This window comes from Veillonella sp. 3310 (assembly GCF_003999875.1).
Classification (GTDB): domain Bacteria; phylum Bacillota; class Negativicutes; order Veillonellales; family Veillonellaceae; genus F0422.
The window spans coordinates 616259-642579 of record NZ_RQVJ01000001.1 but is presented as its reverse complement, the minus strand read 5'-3'; the positions used below and the strand labels follow the sequence as shown (position 1 = coordinate 642579).

The window sequence follows — 26321 nt, the reverse complement described above, 5'->3', positions numbered from 1 at the left end:
GAGAAATAATTCAGGAGGAATTATGGATTTAAAAGCTTTATTTGACTCCATGTCGGAGGAACAACGTAATATTCAACTTGGTTTCGACACAGCCACACCATTAACACACGCTTTCACAAGCAAGCGTGCGGTACATGCTGGTCTAAGTGGTCGTCCTTTAGAGAAGGATGAGGCGCAACGAGTATGGAATGAATTAATGCAACAACCGCCTGTTCCAGGGCAAATGCAAACGGCATATATTCATATCCCATTCTGTCAAACTAAATGTACTTATTGTGGATTCTATCAACATGCTACGAATCAAGATGCAGAAGATAAATATGTAGATATGTTATTGAAAGAAATGCAAATGGCAGCCGACCAACCACGGTTCCGTGATGGCTTGATTCATACTATTTTTATCGGTGGTGGTACGCCGACATCGTTATCAGCTAATAATGCAAAACGCATGTTATCTGCTATTCAAGAATATTTTCCGTTGGCCAATGACTATGAGTTGACATTAGAAGGTCGTATTCACGACTTGGTGCCTGAAAAAATGGATGTATGGATGAGCCATGGTGTAAACCGTATGTCCTTAGGGGTACAGTCTTTCCATACTCACGTACGTCGTCAATTAGGTCGTTTAGATGATCAAGATACTGTATTGTCTCGATTAGAGCAATTAAAGGCATATCAACAATGTTCTGTGATTGTAGATTTAATCTACGGTTTGCCAGATCAAACGATGGATGTGTGGATGGAAGATTTAAAACTTCTTGAACAATCTGCAGCAGATGGTATGGATTTGTATCAATTAAATGTTTTTGAAAATAGTGATTTACAAAGCTTGATTGAGCGCGGTAAAGTAAGCCCAGCAGCTACTACTAAAGAGCAAGCTTTGATGTATGAAGCGGCTGTCAAATATTTGATGAAACGTGATTTCACACGTTTAAGCGCAGCTCATTGGAGTCGTGCACCACGTGAACGTTCTATGTACAACACTATGGCGAAAGCTGGATATCCAATGTATCCATTTGGCTGTGGTGCCGGTGGTAATTTAGGTGGCTATATGACAATGTTACACCGCGTATTACCTCCATATGAAGCCCTTGTAGAAGAAGGTAAAAAACCATTTATGGTTCTTATGAAACAATCTGAGCTACAAGAGTTCTCTAATTATGTAATCAGTTCCTTGGAACGAGGCGTTTTAAATCTAGATGCTTTGATCGAAATGGATGCAAAATTAGAAGATTTACGTTGGCTGCTTGATACTTGGGTAACTCGTGGTTTGATGGAATATAATGGCGTATTATATCTCTTAACAACAGCTGGTGGATTCTGGCATGTAAATATTACACAAACAGTTATTGAATGTGTTCAATACATCTTAACTGGTGAAAGTACATTGTTACATGAAAACATTGCTGCACAAAACCACGGTGGTAAGCCCAAAGATCATCCACATGTAGGGGGTCATCCTGAAGGAGTGGCGAAACACCCTCATGGCGCAGGCGGACACCCAGCAGGTATTCCAAAAGGTCATCCAGAAGGAGTACCAATGGGAGGACATCCAGCAGGTGTGCCTAAGCATCCACATGGGGCAGGCGGACACCCAGCAGGTATCCCAATAGGGCATCCAGGAGATGTTGAGACAACTCGTGCTCATGGCACAGTAGGACATAGTCCATTTAAGAAAAATATTTAGGTAGTATCTATTACAGGCGAACTCCTACACACCTTACCAAACCAAATATATAGTTTCCTGTAATAGTTCTATAGCCACTCATCGAGTGGAATCAGGTATACCAGGTCAAAGTTGGTAGGCTGCATCATACTATAGTACGTTTAAAATCACTTCTGTAATGAGAGTGCAGTATCCGCAGGCTAAGCCTGCGGATGTATATCTGATATATGAACATTGTGCCTTAGGCTACAATGTTACATAGAAAATAATGATATACTAAGTATAGTATTTATATGTTATGTAAAAGGAGCGCACTTCCTAGAAGTGTGAAAAAATGAATGAAAGCAATCGTAGTTTACTCAAGCCGTACAGGCAATACAAAATTAGTAGCAGAAGCTATGGCAAGTGCTTTGCCTGCTGGTACGCCATGTGTATCTGTGAAAGAAGTTCCAACTGATTTAGCATCTTATGATGTAGTATTTATGGGTTTCTGGGCAGACCAAGGTAATGCTGATAAAGCAGCACAAGCGGTACTTAAAGAAATCACAAATGAGAAAGTAGCTTTATTCTGTACATTAGGGGTTCCACCTGTATCTCCTCATGCACAAGAAACTGTGGAAGCCGCTGCGAAATTGTTGCCAAATGGTCAAACACCAGTAGGTTATTTCAAATGCCAAGGTAAAGTAGATCCAAAAATAATCGAAATGATGTACAAAATGTTCCCAGAAGGACATGCCCATGGTAAAAGTCCTGAACGTGATGCACGCCATGCACAAGCAGCATCTCACCCAGATGAAAACGACTTGGCTAATGCAAAAGCATTCGTTGAAGAAGTTGTTGCTAAACTATAAGTTTTTTACCTATGTAATAGGTTGCAATATAATAACACTCCGAAAAAGACTGTCAAAAATGGCGGTCTTTTTCAGTTGAAATAAAACAATTGATAGAACTTAGCAGATGGTATAAAATGGGTGGAAATCTCTTGACGTTTAACCGTCCTTGCTTTATAATACTTATAAGCTTAATGAATCGGTACGAGAGACCGAAGAGCGCACATGTAAACCTTTTAAATTAGTCCTGTGAGGCTAGTAAGGGAACGTAGTAGGCGAGTTTACCTATAATCTATAGGTGTACTCTAATAGAATCACTATAACTATGCGACCTCTTGCCTTAGGGCAAGAGGTCTTTTTGTGTGTAATAGAAGTACTATAAAGGAGGCTATGATGGGAGAAATCAGCTTAAAAGGTAAGCACCTATTAGGACTGCAAGGTCGGACAAAGGAAGAAATTGAACTCATTTTGCGGGTAGCAAAAAAGATGAAGAAAATCGTCTTGTCGGATAATAAAAAACATCCTTTATTAAAAGGGAAATCAATTATCAATTTGTTCATGGAAAATAGTACAAGAACGAGAAGCTCCTTTGAATTAGCAGGGAAATATTTAGGAGCCGATGTAATCAATATTTCCAAAAGCGGTAGTTCAATGGCAAAAGGGGAAAGCTTCCGTGATACATTGCTAACTATGTCCTATATGGGAACCGATGCCATCGTAATGCGCTCTAGTGAAGAAGGCGCTCCTTTATATGCTACAAAATGTGTAGATCCAATTATCATCAATGCTGGAGATGGTGCTCATGAGCATCCAACACAAGCGTTATTAGATATGTATTCTATTTTAGAACATAAACCTACCTTAGAAGGTTTGAAAGTAGTTATCGTAGGCGATATCATGCATAGCCGTGTAGCACGCTCCAATATCTACGGTTTAAAAACAATGGGGGCTGACGTGCATTTAGCCGGCCCACGTACCTTAGTATATCCAGAATTAGAGAAACTGGGCGTTACCGTTCATCACGATGTACGTGAAGCTGTGAAAGATGCCGATGTGGTAAATGTATTGCGTATCCAATTAGAACGGATTCACTCCGCTTTATATCCAAGTAATCGCGAATATGCGCGTATCTTTGGTATTAATAAATCTGTCTTAGAAAATGCCAAAGATGATGTATTAGTATTGCATCCGGGACCTATGAATAGAGGGCTTGAAATTGCGCCAGATGTTGCATATGGTGACGCATCAGTCATCCAAGAACAAGTACGTAATGGTGTAGCCATCCGCATGGCGATTTTATACTTAACAATTATCGGAGGTGACGGTAGTGAGCTTGTTGATTAAAAATGGTACGGTGGTTAACCCGGCAAAAGGACAACATGAAGTAGCAGATATTCTTGTAGAAAATGGTGTAATTGCAGCGATTGGACAAAACTTACAAGCTGATCAAGCAGAAGTATATGATGCAACAGGCTTAATTGTAGCACCAGGTTTGATTGACATTCACACGCATTTACGTGAACCAGGACAAGAAGCGAAAGAAGACTTTCATAGTGGTACACAAGCGGCTGCTGCAGGTGGATTCACACGCATCGCGACTATGGCGAATACAAATCCAGTAGTAGACAATGCGGCATTAGTACGTGGCTTACGTAAACAAGCAGAATTGACTGGTGTGGTGAAAGTTGAATTCATGGGCGCTATCTCGAAAGGTTTGCAAGGTAAAGAGTTAACAGAAATGGGTGACTTAGCAGAAGCAGGTGTAGTAGGTTTTTCTGATGATGGACATTATGTGGAAAATGCTGCATTTATGCGTCGCGCTTTAGAGTACTCATCCATGTTTGGCAAAATGGTGATCGACCATGCCGAAGAATGCAGTTTAACTTGCGAAGGTCATATGCATGAAGGCATCGTATCCTACGAAATGGGGGTAAAAGGTCGTCCAGCCGTAGCAGAAGATTTAGCGGTAGCCCGTGATATTATGCTAGCGGAAATGACTGGTGGACATATTCATATTGCTCACGTAAGTACAAAAAGTGCAGTAGACCAAGTACGCCGTGCAAAAGCACAAGGTGTAAAAGTAACTTGTGAAGTAACAAGTCAACATTTGGCTTTTACAGACGAATATTTACGAGATTATAATACAGATTTCAAAATGGCTCCGCCAATTCGTTCTGAAGATCATCGCCAAGCGTTGTTAGAAGCCTTACAAGATGGCACAATTGATGCCATAATTACGGACCATGCACCGCATGCGTACGAAGAAAAAGACGTGGAATTCTGCTGTGCAGCGAATGGTTTCACAGGATTGGAAACATCTTTTGCGGCAGTAGTTACCCATGTATTAAAAACAGGTATCCTCACAATTGATGAAATCATCAATTTAATGAGTACAAAACCAGCTCAACTCATTGGAGTAGACGGTGGTGTACTAGAAGTGGGTAAACCTGCAGATATTTCAGTGCTTTCCTTAGATGAAACATGGACTGTAGATAGAAATACATTCTACACTCGTGGTAAATCATGCCCATTTGATGGTATGACAGTCACTGGCAAAGCAAAATTAACAGTAGTAGATGGACAAATTGTAATGAAAGACGGGGTTGTAATCGGGTGACAGGAAAATTAGTATTAGAAAATGGAACTATCTTTGAGGGCACATTGCTGGGGGGCATGCCAATTGTTGGGGAAGTAGTGTTTAATACAGGCATGACTGGATATCAAGAGATTTTAACAGATCCATCATATGCAGATCAAATTATTACTTTAACATATCCTCTAGTAGGTAATTATGGTGTCACACGTGAGGTAGATCAATCTTCTAAACCCTATTGCAAAGCCATGATTGTAGGAGAGTTGTGCACATTCCCAAGTAATTGGCAAAATGAAGGCACTTTTGAAGAATATATGCGTACCCATGGTATACCATGCTTGTACAATGTGGATACACGTGCTATTACACGTGCGATTCGCAGCCATGGTGTGATGAAAGGCGTGATTTGCCCAACTGATACACCGCAAGAGAAAATTGATGCCCTATTGGCACAACCATTGGCGACGGATCATATTATGCGAGTGACAACAAAATGGGAAGGCCATCGAGGCAGTGATAGTGCAGAATTCCATGTAGCAGTATTTGACTTCGGCGTGAAAGAGAATATCTTACAATCTTTGGAAAATGAAGGATGTCGTTTAACTATTTTCCCAGCTAATACAAAGGCTGAAACAGTAATGGCTTGCAATCCTGATGGTATCTTCTTGTCCAATGGACCGGGAGACCCGAAAGACGTACCTGAAATTGTAGAAGAAATAAAAAAACTAGTAGGTAAAAAACCAATCTTTGGTATTTGCATGGGGCATCAATTGATTGCCCGTGCCTTTGGTGGCGAAACGTATAAGTTACGTTTTGGACATCGTGGTTCTAACCATCCAGTAAAAGACCTAGATACAAATCGTGTTCATATTACCTCTCAAAATCATGGTTATGCAGTTGATGAAGCAAGCCTAGAGGGTTCTGGATTGCGCGTATCCCATCGCAGTGTGAATGATGGTACTGTAGAAGGATTAGTGCATAATGACTTGCCGATTATGTCGGTACAATATCACCCAGAAGCATCTCCGGGGCCGACTGATAATGTGTATTTATTTGAACGTTTTAAAACATTGATGAGAAGAGGTTAATGATGGAAAAGAAAAAAGTTCTTGTAATTGGTTCTGGTCCAATTATTATCGGACAGGCAGCTGAGTTCGATTATGCAGGCACACAGGCTTGTCAATCTCTTCGTGAAGAAGGTTATGAAGTTGTATTGGTAAACTCCAATCCGGCAACGATTATGACAGACCGTGATATTGCAGACCGTGTCTATATTGAGCCTATTTCCTTGGAGTTTGTGACAGAAATTATTCGTAAAGAACGCCCATATGGTGTACTAGCTACGTTAGGTGGACAAGTAGGCCTTAATATGGCGGTGGAGCTTTCAGAGGCAGGCGTTTTAAAAGAGTATGATGTGAAACTCTTAGGAACTATATTAGAGGCTATCAAGCAAGCGGAAGACCGTGAACTGTTTAAAGAGGCGATGAAACGTATCAATCAGCCTGTGCCAGAATCTGATATTTTTAGCGATGTAGCAGAGGCTGTGGACTTTGCCAATCGTATTGGATACCCAATTATTATTCGTCCTGCCTATACACTAGGTGGTACGGGTGGCGGTATTGCTCATAATGAAGAAGAAATGTACATGATTGCCCTTCGAGGTATCAAGCTTAGTCCGATCCATCAAATTCTTGTAGAACGATCTGTAGCTGGTTGGAAAGAAGTCGAGTACGAAGTGATGCGTGACCGTGCAGATAACTGTATCATTGTATGTAATATGGAAAACATTGACCCAGTAGGGGTACATACAGGTGATTCTGTGGTAGTAGCACCGTCTCAAACATTGAACGATACACAATACCAAATGTTGCGGACAGCCTCTGTAGATATTATTCGCTATCTTGAAATTGAAGGCGGTTGTAATGTGCAATATGCCTTGGATCCGTACAGCAATCAATACTATGTAATCGAAGTAAATCCGCGTGTATCTCGCTCCTCTGCATTGGCTTCCAAAGCGACAGGCTATCCAATTGCCAAAGTAGCAGCTAAAGTAGCTATCGGTATGACATTGGATGAAATTACCAATGCCGTAACAGGTGAAACAAAAGCTTGCTTTGAACCATCCTTGGATTATGTAGTAACAAAATTCCCACGTTGGCCATTCGAAAAATTCAACTTAGCAGACCGTACATTGGGAACACAAATGAAAGCCACTGGCGAAGTTATGGCTATCGACAGAACCTTGGAAGGGTCTCTGTTAAAAGCTATCCGTTCTCTAGAAATCGGTTTAGACCATATTGAGTTGAAAAAGATTGCTCATGAAACACCAGAGCAACTTATTGAACGATTACAATTAGTGGATGATGAACGCTTGTATGTCATTGCTCAAGCTCTTCGTGTGGGCATTAGCGTAGAAAAGATTTGCTACATTACAAAAATTAACTCTTTCTTTATTAATAAAATCAAAAACATCGTGATGGTGGAAAAAGATTTAGCAGCCAATGGTGTGACTGAAAGTAACCTTCGATTGGCTAAAAAATACTCCTTCCCAGATAAAGTAATTGCTCGCTATGCGAATTGCTCCCCTGAGGACGTATTGGCAAAACGCAATGTACTAAACATTCATCCGACCTATAAATATGTAGATACTTGTGCCGCAGAATTTGAAGCACATACACCATATTATTACAGTGCTTATGCCACTGAAGATGAAGTTGTGCCACGTGGTGAAAACAGTGTTATCGTTCTTGGTTCTGGTCCAATTCGTATCGGCCAAGGCGTAGAGTTCGACTATTGCTCTGTACATTCCTCTTGGGCATTGCGTAAAGTAGGTATGAAATCCATCATTATCAATAACAACCCAGAGACGGTAAGTACAGACTTTGATACATCTGATAGCTTGTACTTTGAACCGTTGACAGTAGATGATGTGATGGAAATTATTCGCAAGGAGAATCCTGTAGGGGTTATCGCTCAGTTCGGTGGACAAACAGCTATCAACTTGGCTGGTCCGTTGGCTGAACGAGGTGTAAACATTCTAGGCACATCTGTAGACCGCATCGACATGGCCGAAGACCGTGAACGTTTTGATGAATTGTTGGCAAAATTGGAAATTCCTCGCCCAGTTGGTGCGTTGGTAACCAGTGATGAAGAAGCTTTAGAAGCGGCAAAACGTCTTCAATATCCATTGATTGTTCGACCATCTTATGTACTAGGTGGCCGTGCAATGGAAATTGTATATAATGACCAAGAGTTGGATCGGTATATGAAAGAAGCCGTAGTGGCATCGAAAGATCATCCAGTCTTAATTGACCGCTATATGGTTGGTATGGAAGTCGAAGTAGATGCTATCTCTGATGGCATTGATGTATGTATTCCGGGGATTATGGAGCAAATAGAACGAGCAGGGGTACACTCTGGTGACTCTATCGCCGTATATCCAGCACAACATCTAACAGAAGAGTTGACAGAACAAATCGTAGACTATACACGCCGTATTGCCATAGGACTTAATGTAAAAGGTGTATTAAATATTCAATATATTGTGGTAAATGGAGAACTTCATGTCATCGAAGTGAACCCTCGTTCTAGCCGTACAGTGCCTTTCATTAGTAAAGTGACTGGTATCAATATGGTAGAATATGCGACACGCATTGCCTTAGGAGAAACGCTAGAAAGCTTGGGATTGCCAACTGGGTTGGTGCCAGCTCGTCCACATGTGGCGGTGAAAGCACCGGTATTCTCCTTCTCTAAAATGGGCTTAGTAGAAATTGCCTTAGGACCAGAAATGAAGTCCACTGGGGAAGTAATGGGTATTGGCCGCACCTATGCAGACGCTTTATTCAAAGCTATTCATGGTGCAAACATGCGCATTCCAGATAAAGGTAATATCCTGATGACTGTAGCAGACCGTGATAAAGAAGAAGCGGCTCGTTTAGCAAAAGGTTTTATCGATTTGGGATACCATATTATGGCTACTGGTGGTACAGGTCGTTACTTCACAGAACATGGTGTGGATTGCACAGTAGTAAATAAAATTTCTGAAGGCAATCCAAACTGCGCTGATTTCATTCGTGAAGGTAAAGTGGATTTGATGTTGAATACATTAACCTATGGTAAAAAACCAGAACGTGAAGGATTCCAATTGCGTCGTTTAGCTGTAGAAATGGGTGTACCATGTTTGACATCCTTAGATACAGCTCGTGAAGTGTTACATGTAGTGGCGAGTCGTGCTACTGCAGGTGATGTAATTACAGTAGATGCTGTTCAAGATTATGAAATGGAGTAATCATACATGAGTGGATATGTAGAAATGGGTCGAGTGATTCATAACACCCAAATAGGCAGTGATGTATGGAGAATGTCCGTATATGCACCGAAACAAGCAAAAGAGGCACAACTAGGACAGTTTTGTAATGTTCGTGTTACAGGGGGCACAGCTCCCTTGTTGCGCCGACCTATCAGCTATGCAGGATTTGATGCAAAAGCAGGTACTATCGACCTATTGTATCGTGTGGTAGGTAAAGGCACTGAACTAATGACCAAACTACAAGAAGGGGATACCTTAGATTGCTTGGGACCATTAGGTCAAGCGTTTACCACTGCAGACCGCATGTTACTCGTTGGTGGTGGTGTTGGAATTGCGCCCATGCTATGTATCGCTGATCGGTTACAGCCAGGCCAAGAGGCGCATGTGATATTAGGTTTCCGCAATGCAAGTGAATCTTTCTGGGCAGACTTGTTCAAAGATAGCCCCGTGACCGTTCATATCACCACGGATGATGGATCCTTAGGGACTAAAGGATATCCTACGACTGTGATGGAAACACTTATGAAAGAAGAACAGTTTGATGCAGTTTTGACATGTGGCCCTACACCAATGATGAAAGGTGTGGCTGCTGTAGCTCAACAAATGGAAGTGCCTTGCCAAGTGTCTTTAGAGGAACGCATGGGTTGTGGTACTGGCGGTTGCGTAGGCTGTGCTTGCCAAGGTAAAAGTGGTACACGGTATAAAGTATGTAAAGATGGTCCTGTGTTCCCTGCTGAGGAGGTGTTTTTCTAATGGCTACTGTAGATCCTAAATTAGCTGTAGAGTTCTGTGGTATCTTTATGAAAAATCCTATCGTAGCAGCGTCGGGCACCTTTGGGTTCGGATTGGAATACGATGGATATTTAGATCTCAATACAGAGGTGGGGGCGATTTCTGTAAAAGGCTTAACACCTACAGCTCGACCTGGTAATGCCGGTGTTCGCATTGCGGAAACACCATCTGGAGTGTTGAACTGCATCGGATTAGAAAATCCAGGAGCAGAAGCTTTCGTAGCTGATATATTGCCAAATTTAAAACATTATGATGTACCAATTTTTGCGAATATCTCTGGTAATACACTAGAAGAATACGAAGTTATGGCAAAAACGTTGACTGTTGAAGGTGTAGCAGCTTTAGAGGTCAACATTAGTTGTCCTAATGTCAAATGCGGAGGTATGGCATTTGGTGTGCAGGCGGAGAGTGCTGCTGCTGTCTGTAAAGCAGTAAAAGCGAATACAGATTTACCGGTGATTATGAAATTATCGCCCAATGTAACAGACATCGTAGAAATTGCTCGTGCTGTAGAAGCAGCAGGGGCAGATGGTATTAGCATGATTAATACCCTACTAGGGATGTCTGTAGACTTACGGACTCGCAAACCATTGTTGGGGAATATATATGGTGGTTTATCTGGTCCCGCTGTGAAACCAGTGGCATTGCGTTTAACACATCAAGTGGCACAAGCCATTGATATCCCTATCATGGGGGGCGGTGGCATCATGACTGGTGAAGATGCCTTAGAATTTATGCTGGTAGGAGCTGACATCGTGTCTGTGGGGACGGCAACGATGGTAGATCCGCGAGCTATTGGCATCATCGCTAGTGAAATGAGCGCTTACTGTGAAAGCCAATATATCGACCATGTGTCGAACTTAGTTGGTGGCATTATTATGCCGTAAAAGAGAAGAGAATATTGAATGACACATAGAAAAGGACTGTTCCAGTGAAAGCGACACTGGGAACAGTCCTTTTAGTGTTTAGATTTTATTGAGTAATTCTTCTTTTTTCTGTTGAAATTCTTCGTCAGTAATAGCGCCCATATCAAGGAGTTCTTTTAATTGTTTGATAAGAAGAATGGGATCATCCTGAGTGGGTACCACATCAGATGTATTGGTAGCATCATCAGATGTATCCTCTACTTCAATAGTAGTAGTTTCCACCGGAGGACCTGCGTCGATCGCAGCTTTTACGGCTGCTGTGTTCACCCATAAGCCACGTTGTTGTTGATCGTAATCATAGGCTATGGTGCCACGAGATTCAATCCAAGCTTGTAAATTTTCATTGACTAAGTTGGTAAGAACATCGAGGGTGGCGAGGCAAGTATTCTGACCTTGAATGAGTAAGACACGATGGGTGCAACTCACCTCTTTGTTATCGATATGGTCGATATCTGTATCGTAAAACTTCGCGCGTGTACCATAGCGACCACGATAGGTGAAGAGTCCAGTTTCTGTATTGTAAGTAATTTTAATTTGCAATGTATGACCACCAGGGGCATAGCTTATGATATGGTCTGAGGTCTGAGTGAACCAGTCGAAGAATCCCATAGTGACTATCCTTTCTTACTTTTACTAGGCCAACGTGTAGGAGAACCGTAACGGTTGTTTCCAGTTGAACCTGGGAAACAGGCTAGGAATCCATGAAGGATATAGACGATAATAAGATGTAAAATGTATATATTTTTTAATGGGATGTACAGGTTTGTACATAGTATATACATGCCCAATAAGATACCAATAAAGCGACCAGGCAATCCGATGTCGTTGAGACGACGGATGTACAAGGTATAATAGAAAGGTAACAATATGATATAGCCAGCATAGGCCAATGCTTTGATAGCAAAATAGGCAGGTAAAATAACTACCACAGTTAACAGTTGCTGGATGAACATATTAAAGATATGCATGGAAGCAGATAAAAATAATATGCCTATGATAAATTGAAAGCGATTGATACGTCCAGATGTACTTAGCACATCATGGCTGTGTGGTTCAATTTTGAGTATAAGAAATAGGGAGACTAAACCCACAAGGAATGAAATCCCCACATTAATTAGTATGTCCATAAGGAACCTCCTTATATGCTATGAATAAGTATAGCATAGATTACAATATCTGGCGAACTATGGTGAAATAGAATCATATTGAAAGAGATTCTTCATTAAAATCTTAAAAAAGTAGAGTACTATATAGAAAGTTAGTAGAAAAAAATAGGCAAAATAGCGGTTCATTGGTATAATAGTAAAGATAGTAAAAAATTGGTTCACTTTTTTCTTTCTAACTACGATTATATAGTTATGAAAGGAGGGACGTATGGAACCTGTAACAACACCTATGGAAAAACGCATTCGCATGGTTCGTGCTTGGTTAGATGCAGCAGCTACATCGTATGCTAACAAAGGAAGTGTGAAAGGAAACTTTCACCTGTTCCTAGCGCAAGCAGAGATGAAACAGATGAATGAAGGCAAACCTTCTATTGTGTCTTATGCACAACGAGCTGTTTTAGCTATTGCACTAGTAGGAATCATAGGGGCAACACATTGGTGGCTATCACAACATGAAACAGGGAATACCGCGAACACTCCTGTCATTGATACGCAGGTGGAAGTACAGCCAAGTAAGGTCAGTACTCCAGTGGTTGTAAAAGAATCACCACCTGTAGAACAATCAGAAACGAAGGTAGTGGAAACCGTGGAAAAGCAAGAACATGTGGTGATAACACAACCAACTGTGGAGGCAACGCCAGCGCCCTCTATTAGCTCAAAAGACATGTTACATGCAGTGCAAGCTGGTGGACGTATTTTGCGAGATTAGCACCTTTTATATTCTAAGGAGGAACATATATGAAGGGAAACCCACCTTGTAAGAAATTTTTAACATTTGCTGTCCTAGCGGCAATCAGTACAACTCCAGTATTTGCTGATACTGCTACTACGACTGAAAGTGGCAAAACAATTGCTAAATTATCCATGGAGGATTTAGGAAAGCAAAATACTACACGCCAAGAAACAGTAGCCTCTGGTGATACGGCTACAGAGGCAGCGATTGCAGCAGCTCGTGAAGGTTTGTCTGAGGCTGCACAACGTGATGCTATTGAAGAACAACGTAAACGTGTTGATAACTCTTCCTTAGCTACTAATGACAAAGAAGTTAAAGTTATCACAAAAGCTGGTGGTGATAAATTAGAAGAAGCACAGGCGGCAGGTGTGGAAACAGCGATTCCTCAAGTACAAGCTCGTTATTTCACATCCTTAACTGAAGCGGAGTTACAAAAATATGTAGGCAAAACGATCACTCATATTTCTATTGAAGGTCTTGACCAAGCAAATCAACCGGCTTTCCTTTCTTTATTACAAGGTAAAATTGGTGATGCTGTTACAGTAGAAGGAATCTCTAAAGAGATTGCCAACCTAGGTGGTTCCGGTGTTCTTTCAGAAATTACACCAGTATTTACAGAAGTACCAGAAGGTGTAAAAGTAGCATATCATGTAACCTTAAACCCAGTGATTAAAGGTGTGTCTGTAGAGGGTAATACGGTATACAAAACAGATGTATTATTGAACTATTTAGGTGTACAACCTAACACTGTGTTAAATACTATTGCAGTTGGTGAAAAAGTACAAGGTATCAACGCAGCGTACCAACGTGATGGATATATTTTAGCTCATGTAAAAGATATGGCTGTAGATGACAATGGTGTATTACACGTATCTGTAGTAGAAGGTATTGTAGAACGTATTACTCCACATGGTAATAAAAAGACTAAAGATCGTGTGATTACTCGTGAATTTAACCAAAAAGTGGGACAACCATTTAATAAATTCTTAGTACGTCGATCTGTAGAGAAAGTATATAACTTAGGTTTCTTTGATGATGTAAATGTACGTTTAACACAAGGCTCCACAGAAGAAATGGTGAACATTGAAGTGGACGTACTAGAACATAAAACAGGTACGATTACATTAGGTGCAGGTTATTCTGATGCTGATGGCTTTGTAGGTATTGTAGAAGTGGGTGAAGAAAACTTACGCGGTACTGGTGATAAAGTGAAAGTTCACTGGGAGTTTGGCGGTAAAGCAGGGTCTAAAAACTACTCTGTATCCTACTTACGTCCATGGATTGATAACAAAGGTACATCTCTTGGGGTAACGTATTTCAACCAATTGAACGAATACACAGATTATAATGAAAAAGGACAATCTGTGGCTACCTATGATAGAAAATCCAATGGTCTTAATGTATCTTTAGGTCGTCAAACAGCTGAGTTTACTCGTGATTATTTGACACTAGAACATCGTAAAGATAAATATGTTTGGGATACTAAAGATTCCAGTGGTTTCCGTTATGATACAAACCAATCGCAAGGTCCTCGTTGGAATAACCATGGATATCCATTCTTATCGTCTGGATATTTAAAACACAACTTCGGTACAACGAACAGCGTAAGCTGGCAAAAAGTATTCGACTCCCGTGATAATGTATACGAACCAAGTCGTGGTAAACGTTTATCTAGTACATTACAATGGGGTGGTCATGGTTTAGGCGGTGACTTCAACTTCTACAAATTTACTGGCGAAGCTAGAACGTACAAAAAAGTAGGCAATAAACAAGTATTGGCGTTCCGTGGCCGTATCGGTTGGGCTGTTGGTGATTTACCATATAGTCAATTATATACAATTGGTGGTTCTGATTCTCTTCGTGCCTATGAAGATGATCAATACCGTGGTAAGAAAATGTACAACTTTACAGCGGAATATCGTTTCCCAATTTGGAACAAAGTAAGCGGTGCATTATTCACAGATTTAGGTGATGCATGGGATGCACCAAATGTACCTTGGTTCAAACATTCTAAAACATTTAATGTCTCTGTCGGTGCCGGCGTGCGTGTGACAACACCAATTGGTCCAGTACGTATCGACTATGGTATTAGCAAAGATCAAAAGAAATTCCACTTCAGCTTTGGTGGACAATTCTAATTCATGACGATACAAAAATGGATAGGAGGGGCTCTTCTAATGGCAACATTAGGGATTCCCTCTGTCTATGGTGCTCCTGTTCAGACGGTGCATGTGGACCTGCACAGTACAACAGGAACGATTCCAAAAGCCTTGGAGTCGCGTATGGTTGCCAGTATTCAAGGTGCGGCTACCTATATGTACCAAGGGAAAGAAGATTTTCAAATTAGAGACTCTCTTCAGACCTATGAAAAAGCAACAATGGATGTGGTGGATCGAATCCTCTATGGATATACGGTGAAAACCATTTCAATGGATGTGGGTGAAACGTTACATATTCATCTTGCCTTAGAGCCCTATGGAAAGGTAGTACAATCTCTGGAAACTACGGTGAACTACGGCAATATATCTCTTTATGGACGCTCCTTAATAGATGCAGATTTAGGGAATGTAAAGCCTCGATTAGAGCAAATGCTCTTAGGGGCATCACTGGATTCACTAGATTGGATTACACCATTGGTGCAAAAGTCGGTGCGTAGTGATTTAGAAGGTTCCCTTCCTGAATTTACTCCACAAATTGATGTGGTAGGAGGAGACACTACGAAAGCGACAGTGTATTTAGTTCCTAATGGAAACAGCGTAAGTCGTACGGCGGTGACGATTCAATCGAATACATTACCGAGCGTGTTCTTCTATACTATGCGTCAATATTATGAAAAGAAATTGCGTCAATTAGAAGGTCTGCCAGTCTCTTTCGTGAGACGTCATCAAATGATGATAGAAAAAGAGATACAAGGCGAGCTCAACAAAAGTCGAGGTGTTACACAGTTTGGTGTGACTATGATTCCAACGTTAGAAGTGGGTTCAGAGACGATTTTGTCAATTCATGTAGATTCCTCTAAGTATATTCTTCGTGGAGAAGGTTATTTGGATATGGGGCGTGGTGTAGATTCTGTGGGATTACGATTGTATACGGGGGTTCATGATGGACCTCATGACTGGTATGTAGAAACAGAGTTTTTACCGAACCGTTTGGAATGGTCCTTTAAGCCATCTTATGGGTACCAATTCACGAAAGATACAAAGATAGGGTATCAATATGGATTGCCGAATCACCATCAGTATGGGATAGTGCAACAAACTATTGGAAACCGTTGGAATGTAAGATATGAAAGAGATATAACGGCAAAAACAAATGAATTTGCTCTTTCCTATGATGTACATGAATATTTACGATTAGAATATGTATGGGGTGACCATGATCGATGGTTGCGCCTGATAGGACGAATATAAAGAAAGAAGGTAGATACACTATGATGCGTTTATTGAACAATAAAAAGAATGTAAAAACAGTGTCCATCATTGTTGGCGTTCTTTTTGTTATCAGTGTGGGCGCTTTGGCGTACACACAGATGGCAGGACATGGTGGTTCTAATGCGATTAGTAACATTGGCGTCATCGATATGCAACGAATTGTAGAAAGCAATCCGAACTTAGTGCAAGATGCACAACAAGAATATGCAACGTATAACGAAGAATTGCAAAAAGAATTTAACGAAAAATCCGCTAATTTAGACGAAGCAGGTAAGGCAAAATTATCTGATGAACTTCGTCAAAAATTGCAAGATAAGCAACAAACAATTCAAGATAATCTTAAAAAACGTGTAGATGAAGCATCTAAAACAGTGGCAGATGGCAAAGGTCTTAGTGTTGTGTTGAGCCGCGAATCTGTGTTGTTTGGTGGTACTGATATTACAGAACAAGTGAGCAAAAAATTAGCAGAAACTAAATAAGGTAACATCCAAATGGAAAAAGGACCTATCTTCGCTTTCATAGGTATGCTGGTATGTGCTGTGGGCATTGGCGGATATTATGGGCACCAACACTCAAAGGCAATAGAGGCACCACGAATTGGGGTTGTACGCTTGCAAGATGTGGTGGAACGACATCCAAACTTTCACAATTATGATGAGCAAAAAAAAGAGTTATTGCGATTAGAGGCACAGCGAGATAGAGAGGATGAACTTCTCAAGTCTAAGTTAGGTGCTGAGGTAAACAAATCGGAAGAACATCTGAAACAGTTAGAGTCAAATTTAACGGAAAGTTTGAATCGTGAGTTACAAACTAAAATTGCCCTACGTGAAGCTGAATTAAATCAAGAGTTAGCCGCGAAGCAACGGGCATTGATTGAAGAATATCGAAAAGCCTACAAAGTAGAACCTAGTGAAGCAGATATAGAAATTGTGAATTTACAATTATGGTTAACAACTGAAATGAATGTAAAACCGATTGATGATAGGCAACGTCAACGTTGGGATACGCAAAAACGTGAGAAAGAACAGCGTTTATCAGAACTATTGGCACAGCGTAGTCGTGGTCTAAGCGGTTCCGACCAATGGAAAGACATTGAATCGAAAGTGGCGGTAGCTATGGCACCCGCTCGTGCAGAAGCACAAGAAAAGTTAAGTGCCTATGCTACAGAACAGGCTAACGCTTTAGGTGCACAGAGGGACCGCTCCATGAAAGGTTTAGTGGACTCTCAGCAAGAAGTACTTGCAAAAGTTCGTCATGATGGTACCACATTGTGGGATGCAGAGTGGGAACAAAGATTGGCGCAAAAACGAGATGAAGTACAAGCCCTACATGATGCCATTCTAGAAGATATTCGAGTTCGTGCAGGTGTTCTGGCGAGAGCAAAGCAACTAGATTTGGTGGTAGTGGACCATATTACGGATCGTACTGGTATGGATTTGACAGATGAAATCATTCAATCGTATGGACAATAAAGGAGTAAAGTGATGAAATTAATGTGGAAACGTATGGCTACAGGAGCTATGATGGTATGTGCATTAGGATTGGTTGCTGGTTGTGGCACCACAGATAAAGTAGGTGTGGTAAACACTGAAAAATTAGTGCAAGAAAGCCAAAAAGCAAAAGATATCAATAAAGAAATGGAAGCGAAACAAAAAGAAGTAACTGATCGTTTAGCTCAAGTGCAAGGTACACAAACAGAAGACGAATTCCACCAAACACAAATGAATGCACAACAAGAATTGCAAATCTTTGGTCAAGCAAAGGGTAAAGAGTTCAAAGCCTATGTGGAATCTAATATCCAAGCGGTAGCAAAAGAAAAAGAATTGACTGTAGTAGCGAATGATCAAGCCATTGTAACGGGTGGTATTGATATTACAGAAGATGTGCTTAAAAAGATGAATGAAGGTGCTTCTTCCGCAGAAACTAGTAAATAATAAGAGAGTGAAAAGTAAGGAGGCTTCAGCGTGAAGTTTTCAGTAGAAGACCTAGCCAAACTGGTTGAGGGTACCGTATATGGTGATGGTTCTATTAGTATTGAAGAAGCCCGCAGTTTAGATCAAGGGGCAGACCATGCTATCAGCTTTGCTATCGGCGATTATAGAGAGTTCGCAAAAGATAGTAAAGCAGGGGCATTGTTGGTGGATGCAAAAATTGAAGATTGCATGATTCCTCAAATCGTAGTGTCCAACGCAAAAGCTGCCTTTGCTAAATTGTTAGAAGTATTCCATCCTCCAGTGGTATTTCCAGAGGGGATTCATGAAACGGCTATTATTGGTAAAAATGTAACAATTGGTGAGAATGTAAAAATTGGACCCTATTGCGTAGTTTACGATAATGCCATCATTGGTGATAATGTCACATTACATGCCTATGTATATATTGGACATAATGTACGTATTGGTGAAGGGACTACAATCTATGCAAGTTCTATTGTGCATGAGAATTGTATATTAGGAAAACGCGTTGTCTTACGCGCTAATGCAGTTATTGGTGGAGAAGGATTTGGCTTTGCTACTGAAAATGGCAAGCACACACATATCCCACAAGTAGGTAATGTGATTTTGGAAGATGATGTGGAAGTAGGTTCTTGTTCTTGTATAGACAATGCTACAATGGGATCTACTTTGGTGCGTCGTGGTACCAAGATAGACAACTTAGTTCACCTAGGCCATAATGTGGAAATTGGTGAAGACTGTTTCTTGATTGCTCAAGTCGGTATCGCTGGCAGTACAAAATGTGGAAACCATGTTATCTTTGCTGGTCAAACTGGCTGTACGGGGCATATCACGATTGGTGATAATGTTACCTTTGCTGGTAAAACTGGTATCACAGGTAATGTACCATCTAATGGACTATATGCAGGATTCCCAATGCGACCACATAAAGAATGGTTGAAATTGGCGGCTTATGAAAGTCGATTACCAGATATGGTAAAACAGCTGAAAGCATTAGAAAAAGAAGTAGCTGCTTTGCAAGCTAAATTAGAAGATAAATAGGTGTAGTTATGTTATATACCTGTATGAAAGTATTAAGTGCTATCCTATGTGCTTTGCCGTATCGAGTACAATATGGTATTGGATATCTCTTAGGACAATTAGGATGGCTCTTTACACCAAGCAATCGAAAACGATTGGCCATAGGACAAATCTTGTTTTGCCGTATTACAGATGATCCTGTAGAGGCAAAACGAATTGCCAAAGCTAGTGTAACTCGATTTGGTCGTATGATCGTGGATGTGCTTCGATATCCTGAAATTAAAGATGGTAAGTACAAAGAGATGTTTACGATGGAAGGTCGTGAATATCTAGAAACTGCCAAAGAAGATGGAAAAGGTGCTATTATTATTGCTCTTCATAGTGGAAACTGGGAATTACTAGGAGGCATTTTAGCATCGGAAGGCTATCCTTTGATTTCAGTAGCCATGCAACAACAAGGTGATGCGGACAAATTTATCAATGAATATCGTGAGCTTATGCAACAACACGTCACCTATAAAACAGGAGTTCGTGAAATGGTGAAAGAATTGCAACAAGGTTCTTTCATTGGTCTTATCATGGACCAAGATCCAGGAGATAAAGGTCAGTTAGTGCCATTTTTCGGCTACGAAACCTTGACTCCTGTAGGACCTGCTGCGATGGCTCGCATGCAAGATGTACCGATTATTCCAATTACCATTCGTTTTAATGAATATACTGAAAAGCACGAAATTACTGTACATCCCCCTGTATATGTAGAAAAAACAGAGGATCGTAAACGTGATATTGCTGTTACATTGACAATGCTCAATGAATGGTTAGAAGATTATATTAGACGCTATCCAGAAGATTGGTTCTGGCTCCATAACCGTTGGAAATGGACACGGCGTTTTTATGGTGATACTATAGAAGTACCACCAGATGTAATGAACCAAAAATAATAGAAGGGAGGTCCTCATGAAACAACAAACAATTAGCAAAGCCATTAGTTATGAAGGGGCTGGCTTGCATAGTGGATTGCCTGTACAAATGCGCATTTTACCAAGTGAGCCGAATACAGGGATTACCTTTGTACGTACAGACTTGCCAGGCACGCCTTCTGTGAAAGCAGATATCCGTAATGTAACGAATACGATGCGTGCTACCACATTAGAAGATGGCGAGGCTAAAGTATTTACGGTAGAACATATTTTAGCAGCTTTCTATGGTATGGCTATCGATAATTGCGTGATTGAATTAAACTCACCAGAACCTCCAATAGCAGATGGTGGGTCAGCCACATTTGTACAGCTTATCAAAGAGGCTGGTATTGTAGAACAAGAGGCAGACCGTCATGTGTACGTTGTGAAACAATCCCATGGTATCTATGAAGAAGATAAATTTATCATCATTCGTCCTTATGATGGATTCCGAGTGACTTTCACAAGTATTAATAGTCATCCCATGCTAGGTACACAACATGCGGATTATGAAATTAATCCCGATGTGTTTGCCACAGAGATTGCGCCAGCTAGAACGATTGGTTTCACAAAAGAAATCGAACAATTGCAGGCGATGGGATTGGCAAAAGGCGGATCTACAGAGAATGTGATTGTTTATGATGATACAACTTGTTTATCAGAACTTAATTTCCCTGACGAATTAGTGCGCCATAAAATTTTAGATATATTAGGCGATTTATTTTTAGTAGGTCATTTAAAAGGCCATATTATTGCTGTAAAATCAAGTCATAATTTAAACTCACGATTAAGTCGAGAAATTTTAAAAGAAATGCAAGAGGAGGCATAACATGATTCTTACAATTGAAGAGATTATGGAAATTCTACCACACCGTTATCCATTTTTATTGGTAGATCGTATTATTGAAATGGAACCAATGAAACGTGCGGTAGGTCTTAAAAACTGTACATTCAATGAACCACATTTCATGGGTCACTTTCCAGGTAATCCTGTGATGCCAGGCGTATTGATTACAGAAGCGATTGCTCAAGTTGGTGGGATTGCACTCTTGTATCCTGAAGAAAATCGTGGTTTAACGCCAATGTTTACAGGTATTGATAAAGTGCGTTTCCGTCACCCTGTAAAACCTGGTGACCAAGTACGTATCGAAGCTGATGTAGTAAAAATCAAAGGCCGCATGGGTAAAGTGGAAGGTCGTGCGTATGTTGGTGATAAATTGGTGGCAAGTGGTGAGTACATGTTCGCCTTAGTGAAGCCAGAATAACTTTCAAAATATAAGGAGTGACACAGATGATCGTAGTTGGCATGGAAAATGCAACATCTGAAATTCATAGTACTGCAGTCATACATCCGGATGCAAAAATTGGTAAAAATGTTATTATTGGTCCTGGTGCAGTCATTGGAGAACATGTTGAAATCGGAGATGGTACTAAAATCGGTGCTAATGTAGTGATTGGTGGCTGGACAACGATTGGTAAAAATAATGAATTTTTCCCAGGTTGTGCTATCGGTTTAGAACCTCAAGATTTAAAATTTAAAGGTGAAAAAAGTTATTGCATCATTGGCGATAATACAGTAGTTCGAGAATTTGTAACTATTAGTCGTGCTACAGGGGAAGGTGAAGAAACGCGAATTGGCAACAATTGCTTGTTCCAAGCGTGTACTCATGTAGCGCATAACTGTATCGTTGGCAATAATGTAATTATGAGTAACTGTGCAGGCCTTGCAGGTCACGTAATCGTAGAAGATAGGGTTGTCATCGGTGGCATCGCCGGGGTCCATCAATTTGTAAAAATTGGACGCAATGCTATGGTAGGTGGTATGGCGAAAGTTGTACAAGATATCCCTCCTTATGTGATTGCGGATGGACAGCCAGCACATGTCATCGGACTGAACTCGGTGGGTCTTGCACGTGCGGGTGTATCTGAAGAAGTACGTCGTGAATTGAAGAAAGCATTCCGTATTATTTATCGTAGTGGTTATAGTTTATCTAAAGCCATTGAAGAAATGGAGTTAAATTTAACATCCTCTGTTGAGATTGAACATATGCTACGTTTCTTGCGTAATGCAGATCGTGGTATCATGCGTGTACGCAGAGATTAATTAGAAATTAAAATACATGGTGAAGGTATATGACATATGCTTTTGCCATGTATTTTTTGTTGTGAACTTTCATGCCATTTGTCTCCTTTATGTGATATAATATAGATTAGGATTTTTATAATTAAAAGTTAGTGGGAGGCGTTATGGCGAAAGTAGGATTGATTGCAGGAATTGGAAATCTGCCAGTTGAATTTATGCGAGCAGCTCAACATGAAGGCTATGAAGTTGTGGTCATATCTGTTGTGACAAATGGTGCTCCTGAATTGCAAGCAGAGGCCGATGCATACTACCAAATCAGCGTCTTTAAATCAGATACAGTGATTAAAACGTTCCTCAAAGAAGGTGTCACTGATGTAACGATGTTAGGTAAAGTGACAAAGGAACATCTCTATAAAAAGATAACAACCATTCCAGATATGCGTACCATCAAATTATTGAACCGTTTGCGCAATCGTAAAGATGATACGATCATGTTGGCCATCGTGGATGAATTAGAAAAAGAAGGTCTATCTGTAGCAGATCAAACAAAATACATGCGTTCTCTTATGCCTCCGGTGGGTGTGATGACAACTCGAAAACCAACAGAGGTGGAGCAACTAGATATTGAGTTTGGCTTTACCTTAGCCAAACAAATGGGAGCTCTCGATATTGGTCAAACTGTAGTAGTGAAAGAACAAGCAGCGATGGCTATTGAAGCTATTGAAGGAACAGATGAGTGTATCAAACGAGGCGGGGCCTTGGGGCGTGAAGGTGCTGTGGTGGTAAAAACTGCAAAACCTAATCAAGATGTACGTTTCGATGTTCCTGCAGTGGGTATGAAGACCTTAGAATCTATGATTAGCAGTAACTGTAAGGTGTTAGCTATGGAAGCAAAACGGACGATTTTTGTGGAACAAGAAGCGGTGCTGCAAAAAGCAAATGAATTAGGGATCGTAATCTGTGCCGTAGAAGGGCCGGATGAGGAGTAAACATGAAGATTATGTTTTCTGCTGGTGAAGCATCAGGAGATACGCACGGCGCCAGTGTGGCGAAGGCTTTATTGGAGAAATATCCAGAAGCACAGCTATTTGGTATGGGCGGAGATTTGATGAAACAAGCTGGTGTGGATATTATTTATGATATTCAGCAATTAGGGTTTATCGGCATCGTTGAAATACTAAAACATTTACCTACCTTTTTTAAACTTCGCAGTTTCTTAAAAGAAGCTATGCTACGAGAAAAGCCAGATGTGTTGGTGTGTATTGACTATCCAGGTTTTAACATGAAGCTAGCTAAGGTGGCAAAAGAATTACATATCCCTGTGGTGTACTACATTGCGCCAACCATTTGGGCTTGGAATAAAGGCCGAGGTAAGGATATCGCCAAAACAGTAACAAAAGTAGCCTCTATTTTTCCTTTTGAAGCGGAGGCATATCGTGAATTTGGCGTAAATGTGGAATTTGTAGGAAATCCTTTAGTAGATATTGTACATCCTACCATGTCCTATGAATCAGCTCTTGCTCATTTCGGTGCAGATACAACAAGTCGCAATATTCTCTTGATGCCAGGCAGTCGCAAACAAGAAGTAGAAGGCTTATTACCTACCATGTTAGCAGCCGCTGAACGGTTATATGAGAATCACAAAGATTTGAAATTTTTCTTGCCGAGAGCACATACTATACCAAAAGAAGATATTGATAGAATATTACAAGCTTATTCTGTGCCAGTTACTGTTACAGAAGGTTATAACTATGATTTAATGCAGATTTGTACAGCTTGTATTGCGGCATCTGGAACGGCGACCTTGGAAACAGCATTAATGAATGTACCTACAGTGTTGATTTATAAAGTGGCATCTGTCACGTATGGAATCGGTAAACTATTGGTTAAAATTGACCATATTGGATTACCTAATATTATGGCGAAGCGTCGAATTATTCCTGAGTTATTACAGGGAGATGTAACGCCAGAAAATGTAGAACGAGAATTAGCTAACATCTTGGATCACGAGGTGGTATATACGCAGATGAAAGCTGATTTAGCACAAGTGAAAATAGAATTGGGGGCACCGGGAGCGGTGCAACGTGTAGCTGATGTCATTGCATCAGTAGCAATGAAGGAGGCATAAATGGATCGTTATAAACAACTATTGGCATTTGTACTGCCATATAGGATGCGACTCATATTAGGTATATTTTGCATGATTGCAGCGGCCATGGGATACTTAGTGGTACCTTGGTTGATTCGAAATGTAGTGGATGGCGTATTGCAAGATAAAGATTTAGGCTTATTAACATTAATTGTTATCGCTATTTTAATCATTTTCTTGTTACGTGGATTTGCTACCTATGGGCAAAATTATACAATGGCCTATGTAGGACAACGAGTAGTTATCGACATTCGTGAAACCTTATTTAAGCATTTACAAAAGTTAGACCAAGCTTATTTTGACCGCCGTAAAACAGGGGTTATCATGAGTAACGTGACGAGTGATGTAGGCGCTTTACAACAAGCAATTGTCGATAATTTGATTTCCTTTATGACAGAAGGAGTTACCTTAGTAGGGTCTTTGGTATTCATGTTTTATTTGGATTGGAAATTGTCCCTCTTAACATTGATTATTGTGCCTGTTGTATTAGGATTAACCAATATTTTTGGTAAAAAATTACGTTCAGCAGGTCATGAGGTACAAGGTAGAACAGCAGATATTACAGCCTTTTTACAAGAAGTTATCTCCGGTGTTCGTGTCATTCGTTCTTTTGCACGTGAAAAGTATGAGTTTAACCGCTTTGAACAAGAGAACCAAAATAACTTTGATGCCGCTATGAAAGCTACAAAATTAACAGCTGTCATGGGGCCCATGGTGGAATTTGCAGCGGCCATTGCAGTAGTCATCATTTTGTGGTACGGTGGATATTCTGTAGTACAAGGTTATATTACAGCTGGATCTTTGATTGCATTCTTAATTTATGCCATCAATTTATCAAATCCTGTAAAACGTTTAACACAAGTCTATGGTAACTTGCAAAAAGCGATGGCAGCAGGAGATCGTGTCATTGATATTTTAGAAACAGAACCGCATGTGAAAGAATCACCAACAGCAAAAGCATTAATAAACGTACAAGGAGATGTAGAGTTTGACAATGTACAATTTGCCTATGATGAAGATAATTTGGCATTAAAAGGTGTCAATTTAACAGTAAAAAAAGGGCAAACTGTGGCGATTGTAGGACCTTCTGGAGCAGGTAAATCAACGATTGCCAATTTGTTACCACGTTTCTATGATGTGACAGGTGGCGCCATCCGCATTGATGGTGTAGATGTACGTGATGTAACATTTACATCCTTACGAGAAAATATTGGTTTAGTACCACAAGATACGATGCTATTCAATGCATCTGTACGTGAAAATATCTTGTATGGACGCTTAGATGCGACAGAACAAGAAATCATTGATGCAGCTAAAGCAGCGAATGTCTTTGAATTTATTGAAAAACTACCGAATGGGTTTGATACGATAGTGGGCGAACGAGGTAATTCCTTGTCTGGCGGTCAACGTCAACGGATTGCCATTGCAAGGGCAATCTTGAAAAACCCTAGCATTTTAATTCTTGATGAGGCTACTTCAGCCTTAGATACTGAAAGTGAAAAAATTGTACAAGAAGCATTAGAACGATTAATGAAAAATAGAACGGCTTTAGTGATTGCTCATAGATTGAGTACCATTAAGCATGCTGATCATATAGTGGTCCTACAACAAGGCTGTGTTGTAGAAGAAGGCACACATGATGAATTATTAGCGTTGAATGGCTTGTACAGTCATTTATATTCTGTTCAATTTGCCGGAAAAGGATAAAC

Annotated in this window: 24 protein-coding genes; 22 read left to right on the top strand and 2 right to left on the bottom strand. The window is 40.5% G+C overall.

Annotation, left to right across the window (positions count from 1 at the left end):
• Positions 1-22 precede the first annotated feature (22 nt).
• From hutW to EO127_RS03090, 8 genes are all read left to right on the top strand, one after another.
• The gene (hutW, locus tag EO127_RS03125) at positions 23-1687 is read left to right on the top strand and encodes a heme anaerobic degradation radical SAM methyltransferase ChuW/HutW (protein ID WP_127447962.1); all 1665 of its coding nucleotides are present in this window, start codon (positions 23-25) and stop codon (positions 1685-1687) included.
• A gap of 317 nt (positions 1688-2004) precedes the next feature.
• Positions 2005-2517 carry a flavodoxin family protein gene (locus tag EO127_RS03120; protein ID WP_127447961.1) on the top strand — a complete coding sequence of 171 codons (513 nt, stop codon included), beginning with the start codon at positions 2005-2007 and terminating at the stop codon, positions 2515-2517.
• Positions 2518-2889: 372 nt separating this feature from the next.
• Positions 2890-3840, top strand: a complete 951-nt coding sequence (locus EO127_RS03115; protein WP_127448071.1) for an aspartate carbamoyltransferase catalytic subunit — start codon at positions 2890-2892, stop codon at positions 3838-3840.
• Positions 3824-5113 (top strand): dihydroorotase, encoded by a 1290-nt coding sequence (locus tag EO127_RS03110; RefSeq protein WP_127447960.1) that lies wholly within the window; start codon positions 3824-3826, stop codon positions 5111-5113. The genes EO127_RS03115 and EO127_RS03110 overlap by 17 nt, the downstream gene beginning before the upstream one ends.
• Positions 5110-6177 (top strand): glutamine-hydrolyzing carbamoyl-phosphate synthase small subunit, encoded by a 1068-nt coding sequence (gene carA, locus EO127_RS03105; protein WP_127447959.1) that lies wholly within the window; start codon positions 5110-5112, stop codon positions 6175-6177. The genes EO127_RS03110 and carA overlap by 4 nt, the downstream gene beginning before the upstream one ends.
• 2 nt (positions 6178-6179) lie before the next feature.
• The gene (gene carB, locus EO127_RS03100; RefSeq protein WP_371412851.1) at positions 6180-9377 is read left to right on the top strand and encodes a carbamoyl-phosphate synthase large subunit; all 3198 of its coding nucleotides are present in this window, start codon (positions 6180-6182) and stop codon (positions 9375-9377) included.
• Between the two features lie 6 nt (positions 9378-9383).
• Entirely contained in the window at positions 9384-10151 is a 768-nt protein-coding gene (locus EO127_RS03095; RefSeq protein ID WP_127447957.1) for a dihydroorotate dehydrogenase electron transfer subunit, read from the top strand.
• Positions 10151-11077 (top strand): dihydroorotate dehydrogenase, encoded by a 927-nt coding sequence (locus tag EO127_RS03090; RefSeq protein WP_127447956.1) that lies wholly within the window; start codon positions 10151-10153, stop codon positions 11075-11077. Before EO127_RS03095 ends, EO127_RS03090 begins: the two co-directional genes overlap by 1 nt.
• A 78-nt stretch (positions 11078-11155) precedes the next feature.
• On the opposite strand, the gene EO127_RS03085 is transcribed toward EO127_RS03090, so the two are convergent.
• Together EO127_RS03085 and EO127_RS03080 are read right to left on the bottom strand one after the other, a co-directional pair.
• Positions 11156-11725 carry an SHOCT domain-containing protein gene (locus EO127_RS03085; RefSeq protein WP_127447955.1) on the bottom strand — a complete coding sequence of 190 codons (570 nt, stop codon included), beginning with the start codon at positions 11723-11725 and terminating at the stop codon, positions 11156-11158.
• Positions 11726-11730: 5 nt separating this feature from the next.
• Positions 11731-12243 (bottom strand): DUF805 domain-containing protein, encoded by a 513-nt coding sequence (locus EO127_RS03080; protein WP_127068645.1) that lies wholly within the window; start codon positions 12241-12243, stop codon positions 11731-11733.
• Positions 12244-12490: 247 nt separating this feature from the next.
• Here EO127_RS03080 and EO127_RS03075 point away from each other — a divergent pair, with 247 nt between their 5' ends.
• The 14 genes from EO127_RS03075 (at position 12491) to EO127_RS08760 (ending at position 26319) form a co-directional block, all read left to right on the top strand.
• Complete coding sequence (locus tag EO127_RS03075) at positions 12491-12991, top strand: hypothetical protein (RefSeq protein WP_127447954.1); 501 nt, start codon at positions 12491-12493, stop codon at positions 12989-12991.
• 29 nt (positions 12992-13020) lie between these two features.
• The gene (locus EO127_RS03070; RefSeq protein WP_127447953.1) at positions 13021-15153 is read left to right on the top strand and encodes an outer membrane protein assembly factor; all 2133 of its coding nucleotides are present in this window, start codon (positions 13021-13023) and stop codon (positions 15151-15153) included.
• Positions 15154-15192: 39 nt separating this feature from the next.
• Positions 15193-16425 carry a hypothetical protein gene (locus EO127_RS03065; RefSeq protein WP_127447952.1) on the top strand — a complete coding sequence of 411 codons (1233 nt, stop codon included), beginning with the start codon at positions 15193-15195 and terminating at the stop codon, positions 16423-16425.
• A 20-nt stretch (positions 16426-16445) separates the two neighbouring features.
• Positions 16446-16925, top strand: coding sequence for an OmpH family outer membrane protein (locus EO127_RS03060; RefSeq protein ID WP_127447951.1), 480 nt, complete (start codon positions 16446-16448; stop codon positions 16923-16925).
• A 12-nt stretch (positions 16926-16937) separates the two neighbouring features.
• Positions 16938-17918, top strand: a complete 981-nt coding sequence (locus EO127_RS03055; protein WP_127447950.1) for a hypothetical protein — start codon at positions 16938-16940, stop codon at positions 17916-17918.
• A 12-nt stretch (positions 17919-17930) separates the two neighbouring features.
• Positions 17931-18380, top strand: coding sequence for an OmpH family outer membrane protein (locus EO127_RS03050; RefSeq protein ID WP_127447949.1), 450 nt, complete (start codon positions 17931-17933; stop codon positions 18378-18380).
• Between the two features lie 30 nt (positions 18381-18410).
• Positions 18411-19442: a UDP-3-O-(3-hydroxymyristoyl)glucosamine N-acyltransferase gene (lpxD, locus tag EO127_RS03045; RefSeq protein WP_127447948.1), complete on the top strand. Its 1032-nt coding sequence runs from the start codon at positions 18411-18413 to the stop codon at positions 19440-19442.
• An 8-nt stretch (positions 19443-19450) separates the two neighbouring features.
• The gene (locus EO127_RS03040; RefSeq protein WP_240645980.1) at positions 19451-20362 is read left to right on the top strand and encodes a lysophospholipid acyltransferase family protein; all 912 of its coding nucleotides are present in this window, start codon (positions 19451-19453) and stop codon (positions 20360-20362) included.
• 16 nt (positions 20363-20378) lie between these two features.
• On the top strand, positions 20379-21209 hold the full coding sequence (lpxC, locus tag EO127_RS03035; protein WP_127447946.1) for a UDP-3-O-acyl-N-acetylglucosamine deacetylase: 831 nt from the start codon (positions 20379-20381) through the stop codon (positions 21207-21209).
• Between the two features lies 1 nt (position 21210).
• Complete coding sequence (fabZ, locus tag EO127_RS03030) at positions 21211-21645, top strand: 3-hydroxyacyl-ACP dehydratase FabZ (RefSeq protein WP_009353694.1); 435 nt, start codon at positions 21211-21213, stop codon at positions 21643-21645.
• Positions 21646-21671: 26 nt separating this feature from the next.
• Positions 21672-22484 carry an acyl-ACP--UDP-N-acetylglucosamine O-acyltransferase gene (lpxA, locus tag EO127_RS03025; protein WP_127068655.1) on the top strand — a complete coding sequence of 271 codons (813 nt, stop codon included), beginning with the start codon at positions 21672-21674 and terminating at the stop codon, positions 22482-22484.
• Between the two features lie 143 nt (positions 22485-22627).
• Positions 22628-23452 carry an LpxI family protein gene (locus EO127_RS03020; protein WP_127166610.1) on the top strand — a complete coding sequence of 275 codons (825 nt, stop codon included), beginning with the start codon at positions 22628-22630 and terminating at the stop codon, positions 23450-23452.
• 2 nt (positions 23453-23454) lie between these two features.
• Complete coding sequence (gene lpxB / locus EO127_RS08765; protein WP_177429058.1) at positions 23455-24591, top strand: lipid-A-disaccharide synthase; 1137 nt, start codon at positions 23455-23457, stop codon at positions 24589-24591.
• A complete protein-coding gene (locus tag EO127_RS08760) occupies positions 24592-26319 on the top strand; it encodes an ABC transporter ATP-binding protein (protein ID WP_177429059.1) in 1728 nt (575 codons plus the stop codon). It abuts the gene before it with no gap.
• The last annotated feature ends 2 nt before the right edge of the window (positions 26320-26321 follow it).

What these genes read in the sequence shown, in the direction of transcription:
- hutW (WP_127447962.1), top strand. Translation starts at nt 23, where the DNA reads ATGGATTTAAAAGCTTTATTTGACTCCATGTCGGAGGAACAACGTAAT.
- EO127_RS03070 (WP_127447953.1), top strand. Translation starts at nt 13,021, where the DNA reads ATGAAGGGAAACCCACCTTGTAAGAAATTTTTAACATTTGCTGTCCTA.
- EO127_RS03020 (WP_127166610.1), top strand. Translation starts at nt 22,628, where the DNA reads ATGGCGAAAGTAGGATTGATTGCAGGAATTGGAAATCTGCCAGTTGAA.
- EO127_RS03120 (WP_127447961.1), top strand. Translation starts at nt 2,005, where the DNA reads ATGAAAGCAATCGTAGTTTACTCAAGCCGTACAGGCAATACAAAATTA.
- lpxB (WP_177429058.1), top strand. Translation starts at nt 23,455, where the DNA reads ATGAAGATTATGTTTTCTGCTGGTGAAGCATCAGGAGATACGCACGGC.
- EO127_RS03060 (WP_127447951.1), top strand. Translation starts at nt 16,446, where the DNA reads ATGATGCGTTTATTGAACAATAAAAAGAATGTAAAAACAGTGTCCATC.
- lpxC (WP_127447946.1), top strand. Translation starts at nt 20,379, where the DNA reads ATGAAACAACAAACAATTAGCAAAGCCATTAGTTATGAAGGGGCTGGC.
- fabZ (WP_009353694.1), top strand. Translation starts at nt 21,211, where the DNA reads ATGATTCTTACAATTGAAGAGATTATGGAAATTCTACCACACCGTTAT.
- carB (WP_371412851.1), top strand. Translation starts at nt 6,180, where the DNA reads ATGGAAAAGAAAAAAGTTCTTGTAATTGGTTCTGGTCCAATTATTATC.
- EO127_RS03080 (WP_127068645.1), bottom strand. Translation starts at nt 12,243, where the DNA reads ATGGACATACTAATTAATGTGGGGATTTCATTCCTTGTGGGTTTAGTC.
- EO127_RS03065 (WP_127447952.1), top strand. Translation starts at nt 15,193, where the DNA reads ATGGCAACATTAGGGATTCCCTCTGTCTATGGTGCTCCTGTTCAGACG.
- EO127_RS03075 (WP_127447954.1), top strand. Translation starts at nt 12,491, where the DNA reads ATGGAACCTGTAACAACACCTATGGAAAAACGCATTCGCATGGTTCGT.
- EO127_RS03055 (WP_127447950.1), top strand. Translation starts at nt 16,938, where the DNA reads ATGGAAAAAGGACCTATCTTCGCTTTCATAGGTATGCTGGTATGTGCT.
- lpxA (WP_127068655.1), top strand. Translation starts at nt 21,672, where the DNA reads ATGATCGTAGTTGGCATGGAAAATGCAACATCTGAAATTCATAGTACT.
- EO127_RS03095 (WP_127447957.1), top strand. Translation starts at nt 9,384, where the DNA reads ATGAGTGGATATGTAGAAATGGGTCGAGTGATTCATAACACCCAAATA.
- EO127_RS03115 (WP_127448071.1), top strand. Translation starts at nt 2,890, where the DNA reads ATGGGAGAAATCAGCTTAAAAGGTAAGCACCTATTAGGACTGCAAGGT.
- EO127_RS03085 (WP_127447955.1), bottom strand. Translation starts at nt 11,725, where the DNA reads ATGGGATTCTTCGACTGGTTCACTCAGACCTCAGACCATATCATAAGC.
- EO127_RS03040 (WP_240645980.1), top strand. Translation starts at nt 19,451, where the DNA reads ATGTTATATACCTGTATGAAAGTATTAAGTGCTATCCTATGTGCTTTG.
- EO127_RS03090 (WP_127447956.1), top strand. Translation starts at nt 10,151, where the DNA reads ATGGCTACTGTAGATCCTAAATTAGCTGTAGAGTTCTGTGGTATCTTT.
- EO127_RS08760 (WP_177429059.1), top strand. Translation starts at nt 24,592, where the DNA reads ATGGATCGTTATAAACAACTATTGGCATTTGTACTGCCATATAGGATG.
- EO127_RS03050 (WP_127447949.1), top strand. Translation starts at nt 17,931, where the DNA reads ATGAAATTAATGTGGAAACGTATGGCTACAGGAGCTATGATGGTATGT.